The following is a 14,356-nucleotide window of genomic DNA, read 5'->3' as shown; positions in this document are numbered from 1 at the left end:
ATCGGGCGCGACCACGTCTCGGGCGGTCGACGCCCCCCTGCCGTGTCGAAACCCCCGGGCTCCGGCACCGTTCACCGGAGGTATCGACGATGAAGAGGGGTTTCGGCGCTCAGACCAGGTCCGCCGCTCAGACCAGGTCCCGCCAGTCGATGTCCTCGTCGTCGTCGGTGACGGGAGTCACCCCGGTGATGACGGGCAGGCTCATCGTCTCGGTGGGTGGACCCATGATGGTGGCCTCGTCACGGCGGTGGCGCAACACCTCGTTGATGTAGCTCGTCAGGACCTCCGCGAGGGGCACGGAACGCCCCTGCGCCTGTGACAGGTACCACCGGTGCTCCAGTACCTGGTGGAACACCTCCGCGGGCTCGAGTTTGGCGCGCAGTTCGTACGGGATCGCGCGGACGACGGGCTCGAAGACCCGCGTGAGCCACTCGTGCGCGTACATCTCCTCGTCGGACCACTGCTTCGTCGAACGGGCGCGGAACTCGTCGAGGTCGTTGAGCAGGCGCCGGGCCTGGTTCTCTTCGACGTCGAGCCCCGTCAGGCGGATCAGGCGGCGCTGATGGTGACCGGCGTCCACCACCTTCGGTTGGATCTCGACGACCGTGCCATCCGCCGTCGTCGACATGGACATCTCGTCGATGTCGAAGCCCAGAGCGTTGAGCCGCTCGACGCGTTCCGTGATGCGCCACGTCTCTGCGGCCGAGAACGACTCCTGGGCGGTCAGCTCCGCCCACAGGGACCGATACGAGGACACGATGCCGTCGGCGATCGCGATGGCATCCACACCGTGCTCCAGGCGGCCCCCGGCGGCGAGGTCCATGATCTCCCCGGCGATGTTCGTGCGGGCGAGGTCGAGGTCGTAGGCACGTTGGCCGTCGGTCAGCCCCTCCTCGTGCAGTTCCCCGGTCTCGGCGTCGACCAGATACGCCGCGAAGGCTCCGGCGTCGCGACGGAACAGCGTGTTCGACAGGGAGACATCGCCCCAGTAGAAGCCGACGTTGTGCAGGCGCACCAGGAGGAGCGCCAAGGCGTCCACGAGCCGGGTGGCCGTATCCGGACGGAGGACGCGGGTGAACAGCGCGCGATAGGGCATGGAGAAGCGCAGATGCGCTGTCACGAGGGCTGCCGGCAGCGGCTCCCCGTCGGCATCCGTACGTCCGGCGATCACGGCGACGCGGTCGACGCAGGGGACATCGAGCCGAGCGAGGTTGCCCAGCATCTCGTATTCGCGTTGGGCCATCTCGGCCGTGGTCTCCTTCACCGCGATGACGCGGCCGGAGAGGTCGGCGAAGCGCACGAGATGGCGGGAAAGACCCTTCGGGAGCGACACGATGTACTCCGAGGGCCACTTCGCGAGCGTGGTGGACCAGGGGAGGGCCAGGAGACCCGGATCGATCTTGCTCGCGGTGATCCGCAGTGAATCGTGCATGGTGCTCCCTGAACGCGGGGTGACGACGGAGACAGAAAGAGACGCGGCGCAGGCGACCGAAGTCAGCCTGCGCCGCGTCTGTGGATCCGATCAGACGGAGACGACCGGCTTGTCGTTCAGGCGGTCGCCGGACTCGATGTCGAACGCGTGCACGTGGCCCGGGTTCGCCGCGAGCGTGACCGTCTCGCCGGCGTTCGGGTGGTTGCGGCCGTCGACACGGGCGACGATGTCGCTGCGCTTGCCGTTGATCTCGGTGTGGCCGTAGAGGTAGCCGTCGGCGCCGAGCTCTTCGACCAGGTCGACGACGACGGGAAGACCCTTGCCGTCGGCCGGTCCGACCGTGATGTCCTCGGGGCGCACACCGACCGTGACCTGGCTGCCGTTGGCGCGGCCGACCGTGTCGCGATCGAGCGGGACGATCTCCGACCCGAAGCGGATGCCGCCGTCGGCGAGGTCAGCAGCGAACAGGTTCATCGCGGGCGAACCGATGAAGCCGGCCACGAAGACGTTGTTCGGCTTCTCGTACAGGTCGCGCGGGGAGCCCACCTGCTGGAGGAGGCCGTCCTTGAGGACCGCGATGCGGTCGCCCATGGTCAGAGCCTCGGTCTGGTCGTGGGTGACGTAGACCGTGGTGACACCGAGACGGCGCTGCAGCGAGGCGATCTGCGTACGCGTCTGCACGCGGAGCTTGGCGTCGAGGTTCGACAGCGGCTCGTCCATGAGGAACACCTGGGGCTGACGCACGATGGCGCGTCCCATGGCGACACGCTGACGCTGACCACCCGAGAGGGCCTTCGGCTTGCGGGTCAGGTAGGGCTCGAGGTCGAGCAGCTTGGCGGCTTCGAGTACGCGGGCCGCACGCTCTTCCTTGCCGACGCCCGCGATCTTCAGGGCGAAGCCCATGTTCTCGGCGACCGTCATGTGCGGGTAGAGCGCGTAGTTCTGGAAGACCATCGCGATGTCGCGGTCCTTCGGCGGGACGTCGGTCACGTCGCGGTCGCCGATGAGGATGCGGCCGGCGTTGACCTCTTCGAGGCCGGCCAGCATGCGGAGGGAGGTCGACTTACCGCACCCGGAAGGACCGACGAGGACGAGGAATTCGCCGTCACCGACCTCGAGGTTCAGCTTGTCGACAGCGGGACGGGTTCCGCCGGGGTACAGGCGGGTGGCCTCGTCGAAAGTCACAGATGCCATCGTTGTTTCTCCTTCACCGGCAGGTACGTGCCGGACGATCCGTAGTGATGAAGCGGCGGAGTGAACCCGCCGTGACCCGACTCTGGGTCGGAATCAGTATGGCACGAACCGGGGTACCTGGGTATTTCTCAGCCTGAATCGCTAGCATCGAACTCGGCCGCGCGCTGCGGCGATCGTCGCCGAGCGGCGGTCGGGGCCAACCCGGACCCCCCTGGAGACTTACAAGAGGAACGATGTCGAGCGACGAAACGCCGAACGTCCCCACGCCACGCAATTCCCGCGAGGTCGTGCGGGAGAAGGCTCAGAGAGTGCACGCCCAGCAGTCGCGGGCGCGCCTCATGCGACGGATCATCATCAGCGCTGTGGCGCTGGTCGCGGTGGGCGCGATCGGCACGGCGGTGACGCTGGCGGTGTCGTCGCAGGTGTCCAAGCCGCGGCTCACGCCGACCGGCATGGAATCGGACGGCGTCGTCGTCACCGACGTCGAGGCCTTCGCCGGATCCGCTGCGGTACCCACGACCCCCACGCCCGAGCCGAGCGACGCGGGCGCTTCCGAATCTCCGACGCCGGAGCCGACGGCGTCCGAGAAGGTCGACATCCACGTCTACGTCGACTACCTCTCGCCCGACGCCGGAATGTTCGAGCGTGCCAACGCCCGCCAGCTCGCCGGATGGATCAAGGAAGGCGCGGTCACCGTCAGCTACCACCCGGTGGCCCTGCTCACCGCGAGCTCGAACGGCACCAAGTTCTCGCTGCGTTCGGCTGCGGCCGCGGCGTGCGTCGCCACGCATTCGCCCGAGCAGTTCTACGCGTTCAACCACGAGCTGCTCGACGATCAGCCCGAGGTCGGCAGCGATGGTCTCTCCGACGAAGATCTCGCGAATCTTGCTCTCGCCGTCGGCGTCGACAACGGCAAGGCCGTCCGCTCGTGCATCGAGGACGGCGACTTCGTCAGCTGGGCCAAGGAAGCCACGACCCGGGCACTGGACGGCCCGCTCGCCGGTTCCGATGACCTGGTGCTGACCGCGACCCCGATGATCGTGGCGAACGGCGAGGCCTACGTCGGCGCCATGGACGATCCCGCCGAATTCTCGCAGTTCGTCCTCAGCGTCGCCAGCGACGCGTCGCGCGAAACGCCGACCCCGACACCGACCTCCACACCCGCCCCCTGATTCGGAGGGGGTCGATGTCATCGCTAAGCTGATGGCATCCGCCGACTTGGCGCAATTGGTAGCGCACCGTACTTGTAATACGGGGGTTACGGGTTCGAGTCCCGTAGTCGGCTCAGCACACGCAGTGAAAAGCCCCGATGGGAGGCCCCTCGTCGACACGACGAGGTCTTGTCGCCGAGGGGGCGATGCGCTACTTTGAGCGCCATCCAGTGCGCGGTGCTCGGATCGATCCGACCTTCGTCTCTGGCGGGAGTTCGGAGAAGTCGATGGTTGCTGGATCCGAAGGAGTTCGGCCGATTCGTTCGGCACCGTTGCCGCCTGCGAGGGTGCTGCCCTTTCCGCCGCCGCCATCGGGAAGCGTCGCGGGGCGCATCATGCAGGAATCGACGTATTCCCCGAAGCCTGTCGAGTCGCATCTTCCCTCGGACGCGCCGAACATCCTGATCGTTCTGATCGATGATGCAGGCCCCGCATTGCCGACGTCGCTCGGCGGCGAGGTGAGCACGCCGACTTTCGACCGGCTGCGTGACGAGGGAGTCGGCTACAACAGGTTCCACACGACGGCGATGTGCTCGCCCACGAGGGCGGCGTTGTTGACAGGGCGAAACCACCATCGGGTGGGGAACGGCCAGATCGCCGAGCTGGCGAACGACTGGGACGGCTACTCCGGCCACATTCCGAAGAGCACGGCGACCGTCGCGGAGGTGCTTCGCAACTACGGCTACTCCACCGCGGCGTGGGGGAAATGGCACAACACTCCCGCGGAGGAGACCACCGCTGCCGGTCCGTTCGACAGGTGGCCCACCGGATACGGGTTCGAGTACTTCTACGGCTTCCTCGCGGGGGAGGCGTCGCAGTATGAACCGAACTTGGTGCGCAACACGACGGTCGTGCTGCCGCCGAAGACGCCGGAGGAGGGCTATCACCTGAGCGAGGACATCGCCGATGATGCCATCGGCTGGCTCCGCGCGCACAAGGCGCTCGCGCCCGAGAAGCCGTTCCTGATGTATTGGGCGAGCGGAGCGATCCACGGTCCCCATCACGTCACCAAGGACTGGGCCGACAAGTACAAGGGCAAGTTCGACGACGGGTGGGATGCGTACCGTGAGCGCGTCCATGAACGGGCCAAGAGCGCAGGGTGGATTCCCGCCGATGCCGAGCTCACTCCCCGCCATCCCGAAATGGCCGCATGGGATGACATTCCCGATGACGAGAAGCCATTCCAACGTCGTCTGATGGAGGTCGCAGCCGGTTTCGCCGAGCACGTCGACGTGCAGGCGGGCAGGGTCATCGACGAGGTGGAACGACTCGGCTACGGAGAGAACACCATCGTCCTCTACCTGTGGGGCGACAACGGCTCGTCCGGCGAGGGGCAGAACGGCACCATCAGTGAGCTGCTCGCGCAGAACGGCATCCCGAGCAACGTCTCCGAGCACATCGCCGCACTCGAAGAGCTCGGAGGACTGGACGCGATCGGCACGCCCGCGACCGACAACCAGTATCACGCAGGCTGGGCCTGGGCGGGTTCCACTCCCTACCAAGGGATGAAGCTTCTGGCATCGCACCTCGGGGGCACTCGGAACCCGCTCATCGTGAAGTGGCCCGCGCGGCTCCAGCCCGATGCGACTCCGCGTACTCAGTTCCACCACGTCATCGACGTCGTGCCGACGATCTACGACATCCTCGGAATCAGCGAACCCGACGTGGTGAACGGGATCCCCCAGGAGCCCCTCGACGGCGTCAGCTTCGCGTACTCGCTCGCCGATGCGGAGGCGGAAGGACGCCGGCACACGCAGTACTTCGAGATCATGGGGAGCAGATCCATCTACTCGGATGGGTGGATGGCCTCCGCGATCGGGCCGCGTCTGCCCTGGGTGCAAGGCCTGCCTGCGGGTATCCGGACCTGGACCCCGGATGAGGACCTGTGGGAGCTCTACGATCTCGAGAACGACTGGAGCCAGGCCCACGACGTGGCGTCGGAGCACCCGGAGAAGCTCGCACAGCTCAAAGAACTCTTCGCCATGGAAGCGGCCAAGAACAAGGTGCTGCCCGTCGGGGGCGGGCTGTGGGTCGTCGCCCTCCATCCGGAACAGCGCATCGCGCCGCCGTACACGGAGTGGAGTTTCACGGGCGACACGTTCCGCATTCCGGAGTTCTGCGCTCCCGCTCTCAGTAACAAGCCGAACGTGGTCCGGTTGGGCGTCACCCTTCCGGAGCGGGCGAACGGGGTTCTGTACAAGCTCGGGGGCTCGGGAGGCGGGCTGACGTGCTTCCTCGATGACGGTGTCCTCACCTATGAGTACAACCTCTTCCTCATCCAACGAACCACCATCGCGACAGAGTCGCCTCTCGCCCCAGGGGAGTCGGTGATCGAAGTGGTGACGGACTATGTGGAACGTCGACCAGGCGGTCCGCTGAAGGTCGTGCTCCGGGCCGACGGCGTCGAGGTGGCGTCCGGGGTGGTGCCGGTCAGCGCGCCCTTGCTGTTCAGTGCGAACGACTGCCTCGACATCGGGCGCGCATACGGCGGCCCCGTCTCACGTCGGTATGCGGATCGGATGCCGTTTCCTTTCGACGGCCTCATCGACGACGTGCACATCGCCTATCTCTGATGGCGGCGGCGGGGTTCTGGTCGGGGTGGCGTCCACCCGGGTCAGATCTTGATCGGGAACGTGATCAACAGGGCGAGTCCGCACAGCACGATGACGCCGCTCAGGCCGAGGAACACCCGGCGTCGCCAGGGGACCGCCTGGTGCTGAGAGATCGCGGCGAAGAACAGGACGAGCGCGAACAGCACGGTGAGCAGGGAGTAGTTGTCGCCGCGCTGATTGTTGGTGAGCGCTTCGTCGAACTTCGCATCCGCTCGCGCGCTCAACTGCTCGGCTTCCCGTGTGCCGGGCGGCACGTATTCCTCCATCACGAACGGCCCGCGCGCGGCGCGCCCCTCTGCGGTCCATGCGTCGAAAGCCAACGCGAACTCCTCGGTGAAGCGTTCCTCGACGAAGCTCACCAGATCGTCCCGCCCGTCGGCTTCCGCGAGAACCCATTCCGTGTACAGCGTGAGGTCGTACTGTCGCGCAGCTTGGGCGGTGGACTGGGCGGAAGCCGCTTGAACGCGAGCGCTGGAGGCCTGGCTGAACGCGATGGACATCTCGCCGCCCCACTTCGAGGCCTCGAAGCCGCACCACGCCGTCACGACCGCGGTCACCGAGAGCAGGACGACCGTGACGATGTCCAGAACACGTGTCGTGGGGGTGGGCTCATCCGAGGCGCCTCTGTGCATGAGCCGATTCTGCGGCCCTCGACGCGGGCGCTGCCGTTCTTCTCACCCGGACGGGGTGACCGGCGGCACACTCACCCGATGGCACTCAGAACAGGGTCACCGTGCGAGAGCTCGTCGTCCCGTCCGTCGGGTCGCCTGTGGCTCGGACCTCCACGGTGATGCCTGAATGCAGCGGGCTCGAGCCGAGGATGCCGAAGGTGACGTGGGTCACGCCCTGACCGGCCACCGACCCTGCGAAGACGAGTGTGTAGGACACTGTGCCGTCGCCGTTGTCGACCGCGCCTCCGGCCGTCCACGTCGGGTCGGTCGCCGGCAGCGCACCCACGACGGGGCTGCCGCCGCCGGCGTTCGCGATGATGGCGGGTGCCACGGCGCCGACATCGATCGAGGCGAACGTCACCACGACGACGCCGCTGGTGATCGGCTCGACAGGCAGCGAGACGGCCTGTGTGTCGTCGTTGCGCAGCTGGATCGATGCCCCGTAGTACTCGGGATCGATCCAGGTGCCGCCCAACATCGACTCGATCACGAACCGCCCACGCGCACCCCCCGATGCGGCGGCGAGCGGTGTCGCGACAGCCGCAGCGATCACGGGAACCGACCATGCCGCACCAGCCAGGAGCGAGCGCCGTCTCACCTCGCCGTGTCGCTCCCTGGTCGCAGGATCCCCCGTGGGGAGGCCGTCGACGTGCTCTTCGCGCGGTGCCACGGTGTCACGCCTCTTGCGGCACGTCGAGCACCTCGTCGACGAGGCTGATTCCGCCCGTCGAGCTCGCGGAGTGCATCAGGTTCTGGATCCAGGTCGGATTCAGCTGCGGTGCCTCGGGTGCCTCGAAGGTGAAACGCAGCGGAATGGACGGGTGCAGCCAGATCGTCGAGCGTCCGGCGGGTTCGCCATCGGGATGACGCCAGGACAGGGTGAAGCTCTCGTTGCGGCGGAGCTTGGTCGCGATGACCACCTTCAGATGGGCGAGCGCGCGGTCCTCGATGTGGATCTCTTCGCCGTTGCCGTACTGGATCGTTCCCATCCCCGCACGATAGTCGCGATTCGCGCCTTTCGCCGATTTCGCGGCGTGATCTCGTATCCTGACATATCACCTTAGTGGGTGATATGTTACCCACGCCGATCCTCCGGTGCCCGATGGAGTCGTACCGGGGGAGACGGCGCAGGTGGCCGCCTCCCCGGTCCGGCCACCTGCGCCGCGGTGAGGCGCGGTGCGCTCGGATCGGCCGGTCGGGAAGGGACGTACCTCATGGGCGCATCGGACGTGGCCGCGGTCGCGACGGAGGGGCAGCACGGCGATCCGCCCACCGAGAAGCTCTCCGCGGCGGCATACGAACGGGAAAAGCGACTGCTCCAGATCGAACTCCTCAAACTCCAATCCCATGTCAAGAGCGCTTCCGAACGTGTGCTCGTCCTGTTCGAAGGGCGGGACGCGGCAGGCAAGGGAGGGGCGATCACGCGCTTCATGGAACACCTCAATCCGCGCGGGGCGCGGGTCGTCGCTCTCGACAAGCCCACGGATGCCGAGCGTACCCAGTGGTACTTCCAGCGCTATGTCGCACACCTGCCGTCCGGTGGGGAGATCGTGCTGATGGACCGCTCCTGGTACAACCGTGCCGGTGTCGAGCGGGTGATGGGCTACTGCTCGTCCGCCGACTACGAGGAGTTCCTGCAGACGGCTCCCTCGTTCGAGCGGATGCTCGTGGGATCGGGCATCCGTCTCGTCAAGCTCTGGTTCTCCGTCGGTGAGACGGAGCAGAGGCGGCGGTTCCAGCGACGCAGCGCAGATCCGGTTGCACAGTGGAAGCTGAGTCCGACGGATCTCGCCGGCGTCGATCGGTGGGCGGACTACACGGCGGCAGAGGAGGCGATGTTCATCCACACCGACACATCGGCCGCCCCGTGGATCGTCATCGCCTCGGACGACAAGAAGCGAGCGCGGCTCGAGGCCATGAGATGCGTTCTCGCCCGATTCGACTACCCCGGCAAGGACCCCCTGATCGCTCATGCTCCCGATCCGCGTCTCGTCGGGCGCCCGTCGCAGGTCCGGCTCGAGGAGGAGGCGAGCGGGAATGCGCAAGGCACCGCGGGCGGTTATGACCGACATGACTCGTATCGGCAGTAGTGATCTTGACGTGCTCCCGCTCTCGCTCGGCGGCAATGTGTTCGGCTGGACGGCCGACCGCGACACCTCCTTCGCGGTGCTCGACGCCTTCGTGGACGGGGGCGGCGACTTCATCGACACCGCCGACTCCTACAGCTCCTGGGTGGCGGGCAACGAGGGCGGGGAGAGCGAGACCATCGTCGGCGAATGGTTGGCCTCCCGCAAGCCCGCCGGTATCGTCGTCGCGACCAAGGTCAGCCAGCACCCGCAGTTCCGAGGGCTGTCCGCGGGCAACATCCGCAAGGCGGCCGAGGCATCGCTGATGCGCCTGGGCGTCGACGAGCTCGATCTGTATTACGCGCACTTCGATGACGAGACCGTCCCGCTGGAGGAGACCGTCGCCGCGTTCGGCCAGCTCGTCGCGGATGGCCTGGTGCGGCACGTCGCCGTCTCGAACTACTCAGCCGATCGGATCCGGGAATGGATCGAGATCGCCCGACGCACCGGAGCGGCCGTGCCGGTCGCCGTGCAGCCGCACTACAACCTCGTGCACCGCAACGAGGTCGAGGAGGCGATCATCCCGGTCGCCGAGGAGTTCGGGCTCGGGCTCGTCCCCTACTACTCTCTCGCGAGCGGATTCCTCACCGGCAAATACCGTTCGACGGATGCCGCGGGCCAGGCCTCTCCGCGCGCACAGGGCGCCGCGAAGTACGCCACCGAGGCCGGCCTGCGGATCATCGACGCGCTGGAGGAGATCGGCGATGCCCACGGCGAGTCGATCGCGGCGACCTCGCTCGCCTGGTTGCGTGCGCAGCCCACCGTCGTCGCACCGATCGCCAGCGCCCGCTCGGTCGAGCAGGTGCCGGACCTGCTCGCGGGAGCACGCCTCGAACTCTCCCCGGAAGAGGTGGCCGTGCTCGATCAGGTCTCGGAGTGGAGTCCCGCCCAGGCGTGATGCGAGGCGGCTAGTCGCCGACGAGGCCGAGTCGGTGGGCCAGGATCACCGCGTGGATGCGGTCGCGGGCGGCGAGCTTGGTCAGTACCCGGCCCACATGCGTCTTCACGGTGGACTCGCCCACGTAGAGCGTCTGGGCGATCTCGGCATTGGTGAGGCCGCGTCCGATCGCCAGGAACACATCGCGCTCTCGTTCGGTCAAGGAGGCGAGCGCGGCGCTCTCCGCCGCGTCGGGCGCCGGGGTCGCGGAGGGGCCCAGGTGCGGCGTCACGTGCTCGAGCAGCATCCGTGTGACGCGCGGTGAGAGGGCGGCATCTCCGCGGTGCACGGCGCGCACGGCAGAGATCATCTCCTGTCGCTGCGCATCCTTCAGCAGGAAGCCGCTCGCGCCCGCGCGGATGGCGCCGAAGGCGTATTCGTCGAGGTCGAAGGTGGTCAGCACGAGCACTTTCGTCTGCGGATGTTCGCGCACGATCGTCTCGGTGGCCGCGATGCCATCCAGTTCCGGCATGCGGATGTCCATCAGCACGAGGTCGGGGGCGAGGCTCCTGCTCTGCATGATCGCGGCTCTCCCGTCGGCGGCCTCACCGACCACGACGATGTCGCCCTCGGCTTCGAGAACCATGCGGAACCCGACTCGGATGAGCTCCTGATCGTCCACCAGGAGCACTCTGATCGCGTCTGTCATCTGTCGCCCTCCATCGACTCGCTCCCGGCGCCGGGAGCGCTTCCTCCTGTCGGTAGCACGGCCTGCAGCACCCACCGTCCTTCACCGGCCGGCCCCGATTGCAGCGTGCCGTGCACGTGGGCCGCACGTTCGGACAGTCCGCGGACACCGAAACCGGCGGTTCCGACCTCGCCCGTGACGCCGTCGTTCACGATCTCGATCGTCGCCGTCTCCGGTGCGTAGTCCAGGCGTACGGTGATCGCCGACGCGGTCGGTGCATGGCGCATCGCGTTGGTCACGCCCTCCTGGACGATGCGACCGATCGCGTGTGCGACCGCGGGGGAGACATCGGGCTGCCCCACCACGGTGAGCGTGGCCGGAAAGCCGGCGCGTTGCGCGGCTTCGACGGTGTCCCGGGGCGGTACCGGATGCAGCGGCGCGAGAGGCAGCGGTGAATCGTCGCCACGCAGGACGCCCAACATCGACCGCATCTCGGTGAGCGCGGCACGAGCGGTGTCCGCCGTCGAGAGCGCGGCCTTGCGCGCCTGCTCGCGGTCCGACGTCGCCGCGCCGCCCTCGGAGAGCGCCACGATCACGGTCAGCGAATGCGACACGATGTCATGCATCTCGCGTGCGATGCGTGCGCGCTCGGAGGCGGCCGCCAACTTGGCCTGCTGGTCGCGTTCGACGAGGAGCTGTCGGGAGCGATCGATGACGGCGGAGAGGTAGCGCTTGCGTCCTCCGACGTTGACGCCGATGAGCGTGCCGATCAAGCCGAGCACGATGTAGCTGAGGGCGGTGTCGATCCCGCTCTGGAGCACGACCCCGCCCGAGAGCATGAGCAGAGTGGTGAGGCCGACGAACCACGCGGCGCCGATTCCGTACCAGGTCCAGGCGGCGCGGGAGGAGCGGTAGACCGCCAGACCGTAGCAGGCGACGAGCAGAAGGATCAGCCCGCCGGACAACCCCGTGAACAGGCCCACGGTGCCCAGGACCACCGACGCGACGAAGGGGGCCAGCGGCGCCCGGCGCCGCCAGAGCAGGGTGCTGCAGGCGAGGACCACCATCGACAGCGTGGCGATGTTGATCGCGATGGCGGTCGCCTCGGGGATCGAATCGTCCAGGAGTCGCCCGGCGGGGACGAGCGAGAGGAGGAGACAGAGAAGCGCGAGCAGCACATCGGCGAGCACCGGGTGCCGCGCCCAGAAGCGCCGGAAGAGCCCGGGCGCACGCGGAAGCCGCAGCTCCTCGTCCTCACGGACCGAGTCGCTGCGGCTTCGCGTTCTCCTCACGGACCCGACTCTACGCGTCGCGGGTGCGCAGAACCGCCCAGGCCACGAGGGCGCCGCCGGCGACCCAGCAGGCCAGCGTCAGGAAGGCCACAGGAGTATCGAGCGGGGCGCCATCACTGGGCAGGATGGCGCTCTGCGCGGCTGCCACCGGGAGGTAGTTCGCGGCATCGACGAGCCATGCCCAGGTCTCGCCGGCGAAGGTGAAGAAGCTCGCCACGATCGGCAGTACGAACAGCACACCGACGGTCGCGGCGATTGCACCCGCGCCGGAGCGCAGGATGAATCCGAACGACACACCGATCAGGGCGAAGACCGCCATCGAGAGCGAGGCCACGACGATCGGGAGCAGCGACATCGATGGGTCTGACCAATCGATGCTCTGGTCGCGCGGTGCCACGACGAGAGAGACCGCGGCGGCCGCGAGGGCGAAGATGATCAGCGACGACAGGAACAGGAATACGGCGAGCACGATCGACTTCGCCGCCAGCACGGATCCGCGGATCGGGTTGGCCGTCAGGGTCGAGCGGATCATGCCGGTGGAGTACTCCCCGGTGACCGAGATCGCGCCGATGATGCCGGCGAGCAGCATGGTGAACTGGATCGGCATGATGACGGCCTGGATCGGCTCGAAGCCCGGCATGTCGACCGCCTGTGCGATGAGCACGGCGATCCCGATGGTGAGAGCCGCGGCGATCCCGATGGACCACCAGGTGGAGCGCAGGGTGGCGAGCTTGATCCACTCGCCGCGCAGCGCGCGTACGAACGTCAGGCGCCGACCGGTGTCGACGCGCGGCCGCGTGGGAGCGGGTGCCTGTGTCGTGGTCATGAGATCTCCTTGGTGCGGTACTCGACGGAGTCGCCGGTGAGGGCGAGGTACGCGTCTTCGAGCGAACCGGTGGTGGGGGTGAGTTCATGCAGCGGGATGCCACGATCGGCGGCCAGGTCGCCGATGCGTGCGGCGGGCAGTCCCACGATGTCGAGCAGATCAGGAGCGGAGCTCACGATCTCCACATCCGGGCCGCCCACGGCCGCGGCCAGGTCAGCCGGTCGGGGCGTGCGAACCCGCACGGTGTTCCTGGTCCAGGAACGCACGAGGTCGGCGAGGGCCGCATCCGCGAGCACCCGACCGCGACCCATGACGATGACGTGATCCGCCGTCTGCGCCATCTCGCTCATCAAGTGACTCGAGAGCAGCACGGTGCGCCCTTCGGAAGCTGCATGCCGGACGAACTGGCGCACCCAGCGGACACCCTCCGGGTCGAGGCCGTTGACGGGCTCGTCGAGGATCAGCGTGTGCGGGTCGCCGAGCAGCGCCGAGGCGATGCCGAGGCGCTGTCCCATCCCGAGGGAGAACTTGCCCGCCCGCTTGCGGGCGACGGAGCCGATGCCCGCGAGGTCGATCACCTCGTCCACCCGCGAGGAGGAGATGCCGTGGGTCGCCGCCATCGCGCGAAGGTGATTGCGCGCGGTGCGGCCGGTGTGCACGGCCTTCGCGTCGAGCAGCACGCCGACCTCGGTGAGGGGAGCGCGCAGCTTGCGGTACTCACGACCGGCGACGGCTGCGCGGCCGGAGGTCGGGCGATCCAGCCCGACGATCATCCGCATGGTGGTGGACTTGCCCGCGCCGTTCGGTCCGAGGAACCCGGTGACACTGCCCGGCTTGACGGTGAACGACACGTCGTCGACGGCGGTCTTGTCTCCGAACCTCTTCGTGAGGCCTTCTGCTGTGATCATGTCATCCACGCTACGGAGCATCCTCCGGACTCCGCATCCGCCCCAGGTACCGTCTTCTGCTCCGGACGTCCTCCCCGCGGAGGACATCCCGGGCGCGGGCCTCGCCTAGACCAGTTCGTTCACCAGCTGCTCGATGCGCGCGCGGATGTCGTCGCGGATCGGACGGACAGCATCGATGCCCTGGCCCGCCGGGTCGTCGAGCTTCCAGTCCTCGTAGCGCTTGCCGGGGAAGAACGGGCAGGCGTCGCCGCACCCCATCGTGATCACGACGTCGGACGCCTGTACGGCCTCGGTCGTCAGTACCTTGGGCTGCTCGGCGGTGATGTCGATGCCGAGTTCCTGCATCGCCTCGACCGCGGTCGGGTTGATCTGGTCGGCGGGCATGGAGCCGGCGGAGCGGACCTCGATGCGGTCGCCGGCGATGTCGCGGAGGAACCCGGCGGCCATCTGCGAGCGTCCGGCGTTGTGCACGCAGACGAAGAGGACGGAGGGCTTGGCGGTGGTCGTGTCAGTCATGGT

Annotated in this window: 14 protein-coding genes and 1 tRNA gene; 5 read left to right on the top strand and 10 right to left on the bottom strand. The window is 67.7% G+C overall.

Annotated elements, in window-relative coordinates; translation table 11 throughout:
• Window positions 1-127: 127 nt before the first annotated feature.
• Complete coding sequence (locus FGL91_RS18415) at window positions 128-1,432, bottom strand: DUF4032 domain-containing protein (RefSeq protein ID WP_153244578.1); 1,305 nt, start codon at window positions 1,430-1,432, stop codon at window positions 128-130.
• A gap of 90 nt (window positions 1,433-1,522) precedes the next feature.
• Window positions 1,523-2,626 (bottom strand): ABC transporter ATP-binding protein, encoded by a 1,104-nt coding sequence (locus FGL91_RS18410; RefSeq protein WP_047521512.1) that lies wholly within the window; start codon window positions 2,624-2,626, stop codon window positions 1,523-1,525.
• A 233-nt stretch (window positions 2,627-2,859) separates the two neighbouring features.
• Here FGL91_RS18410 and FGL91_RS18405 point away from each other — a divergent pair, with 233 nt between their 5' ends.
• The 3 genes from FGL91_RS18405 to FGL91_RS18395 all read left to right on the top strand — a co-directional run bounded on the left by FGL91_RS18405 (window position 2,860) and on the right by FGL91_RS18395 (window position 6,410).
• Window positions 2,860-3,798 carry a DsbA family protein gene (locus tag FGL91_RS18405; RefSeq protein ID WP_153244577.1) on the top strand — a complete coding sequence of 313 codons (939 nt, stop codon included), beginning with the start codon at window positions 2,860-2,862 and terminating at the stop codon, window positions 3,796-3,798.
• 40 nt (window positions 3,799-3,838) lie between these two features.
• A tRNA-Thr gene (locus FGL91_RS18400) sits at window positions 3,839-3,911 on the top strand.
• Between the two features lie 261 nt (window positions 3,912-4,172).
• Window positions 4,173-6,410, top strand: a complete 2,238-nt coding sequence (locus FGL91_RS18395) for an arylsulfatase (RefSeq protein WP_153244576.1) — start codon at window positions 4,173-4,175, stop codon at window positions 6,408-6,410.
• Window positions 6,411-6,451: 41 nt separating this feature from the next.
• Here the strand turns inward: FGL91_RS18395 and FGL91_RS18390 are convergent, their stop codons facing one another.
• The 3 genes from FGL91_RS18390 to FGL91_RS18380 all read right to left on the bottom strand — a co-directional run bounded on the left by FGL91_RS18390 (window position 6,452) and on the right by FGL91_RS18380 (window position 8,109).
• Window positions 6,452-7,081 (bottom strand): hypothetical protein, encoded by a 630-nt coding sequence (locus tag FGL91_RS18390; protein WP_153244575.1) that lies wholly within the window; start codon window positions 7,079-7,081, stop codon window positions 6,452-6,454.
• A gap of 85 nt (window positions 7,082-7,166) precedes the next feature.
• Complete coding sequence (locus FGL91_RS18385) at window positions 7,167-7,790, bottom strand: hypothetical protein (protein ID WP_153244574.1); 624 nt, start codon at window positions 7,788-7,790, stop codon at window positions 7,167-7,169.
• A 4-nt stretch (window positions 7,791-7,794) separates the two neighbouring features.
• The gene (locus FGL91_RS18380) at window positions 7,795-8,109 is read right to left on the bottom strand and encodes a hypothetical protein (RefSeq protein WP_047521504.1); all 315 of its coding nucleotides are present in this window, start codon (window positions 8,107-8,109) and stop codon (window positions 7,795-7,797) included.
• A gap of 225 nt (window positions 8,110-8,334) precedes the next feature.
• On the opposite strand from FGL91_RS18380, the gene ppk2 reads away from it, so the two are divergent.
• Entirely contained in the window at window positions 8,335-9,210 is an 876-nt protein-coding gene (ppk2, locus tag FGL91_RS18375; protein ID WP_131491482.1) for a polyphosphate kinase 2, read from the top strand.
• The gene (locus FGL91_RS18370) at window positions 9,191-10,144 is read left to right on the top strand and encodes an aldo/keto reductase (protein ID WP_131491483.1); all 954 of its coding nucleotides are present in this window, start codon (window positions 9,191-9,193) and stop codon (window positions 10,142-10,144) included. The genes ppk2 and FGL91_RS18370 overlap by 20 nt, the downstream gene beginning before the upstream one ends.
• A 10-nt stretch (window positions 10,145-10,154) precedes the next feature.
• On the opposite strand, the gene FGL91_RS18365 is transcribed toward FGL91_RS18370, so the two are convergent.
• From FGL91_RS18365 to FGL91_RS18345, 5 genes are all read right to left on the bottom strand, one after another.
• Window positions 10,155-10,832: a response regulator transcription factor gene (locus tag FGL91_RS18365; protein ID WP_131491484.1), complete on the bottom strand. Its 678-nt coding sequence runs from the start codon at window positions 10,830-10,832 to the stop codon at window positions 10,155-10,157.
• Entirely contained in the window at window positions 10,829-12,103 is a 1,275-nt protein-coding gene (locus FGL91_RS18360) for a sensor histidine kinase (RefSeq protein ID WP_153244573.1), read from the bottom strand. The genes FGL91_RS18365 and FGL91_RS18360 overlap by 4 nt, the downstream gene beginning before the upstream one ends.
• Before the next feature lie 10 nt (window positions 12,104-12,113).
• A complete protein-coding gene (locus FGL91_RS18355; RefSeq protein ID WP_047521499.1) occupies window positions 12,114-12,929 on the bottom strand; it encodes an integral membrane transport protein in 816 nt (271 codons plus the stop codon).
• Window positions 12,926-13,837 (bottom strand): ABC transporter ATP-binding protein, encoded by a 912-nt coding sequence (locus FGL91_RS18350; protein WP_131491487.1) that lies wholly within the window; start codon window positions 13,835-13,837, stop codon window positions 12,926-12,928. Before FGL91_RS18350 ends, FGL91_RS18355 begins: the two co-directional genes overlap by 4 nt.
• A 105-nt stretch (window positions 13,838-13,942) precedes the next feature.
• Window positions 13,943-14,353: an arsenate reductase ArsC gene (locus FGL91_RS18345; RefSeq protein ID WP_131491488.1), complete on the bottom strand. Its 411-nt coding sequence runs from the start codon at window positions 14,351-14,353 to the stop codon at window positions 13,943-13,945.
• Window positions 14,354-14,356 lie beyond the last annotated feature (3 nt).

The sequence above is a fragment of the Microbacterium sp. CBA3102 genome (assembly GCF_007954505.1).
Lineage (GTDB): Bacteria > Actinomycetota > Actinomycetes > Actinomycetales > Microbacteriaceae > Microbacterium > Microbacterium aurugineum.
Note: the sequence above shows the minus strand (reverse complement) of the source record. Positions and strands in the feature narration are given on the sequence as shown.

Coding starts and splice junctions, on each gene's coding strand:
- FGL91_RS18415 (WP_153244578.1), bottom strand. CDS start 1,432: ATGCACGATTCACTGCGGATCACCGCGAGCAAGATCGATCCGGGTCTC.
- FGL91_RS18410 (WP_047521512.1), bottom strand. CDS start 2,626: ATGGCATCTGTGACTTTCGACGAGGCCACCCGCCTGTACCCCGGCGGA.
- FGL91_RS18405 (WP_153244577.1), top strand. CDS start 2,860: ATGTCGAGCGACGAAACGCCGAACGTCCCCACGCCACGCAATTCCCGC.
- FGL91_RS18395 (WP_153244576.1), top strand. CDS start 4,173: ATGCAGGAATCGACGTATTCCCCGAAGCCTGTCGAGTCGCATCTTCCC.
- FGL91_RS18390 (WP_153244575.1), bottom strand. CDS start 7,081: ATGCACAGAGGCGCCTCGGATGAGCCCACCCCCACGACACGTGTTCTG.
- FGL91_RS18380 (WP_047521504.1), bottom strand. CDS start 8,109: ATGGGAACGATCCAGTACGGCAACGGCGAAGAGATCCACATCGAGGAC.
- ppk2 (WP_131491482.1), top strand. CDS start 8,335: ATGGGCGCATCGGACGTGGCCGCGGTCGCGACGGAGGGGCAGCACGGC.
- FGL91_RS18370 (WP_131491483.1), top strand. CDS start 9,191: ATGACTCGTATCGGCAGTAGTGATCTTGACGTGCTCCCGCTCTCGCTC.
- FGL91_RS18365 (WP_131491484.1), bottom strand. CDS start 10,832: ATGACAGACGCGATCAGAGTGCTCCTGGTGGACGATCAGGAGCTCATC.
- FGL91_RS18355 (WP_047521499.1), bottom strand. CDS start 12,929: ATGACCACGACACAGGCACCCGCTCCCACGCGGCCGCGCGTCGACACC.
- FGL91_RS18350 (WP_131491487.1), bottom strand. CDS start 13,837: ATGATCACAGCAGAAGGCCTCACGAAGAGGTTCGGAGACAAGACCGCC.
- FGL91_RS18345 (WP_131491488.1), bottom strand. CDS start 14,353: ATGACTGACACGACCACCGCCAAGCCCTCCGTCCTCTTCGTCTGCGTG.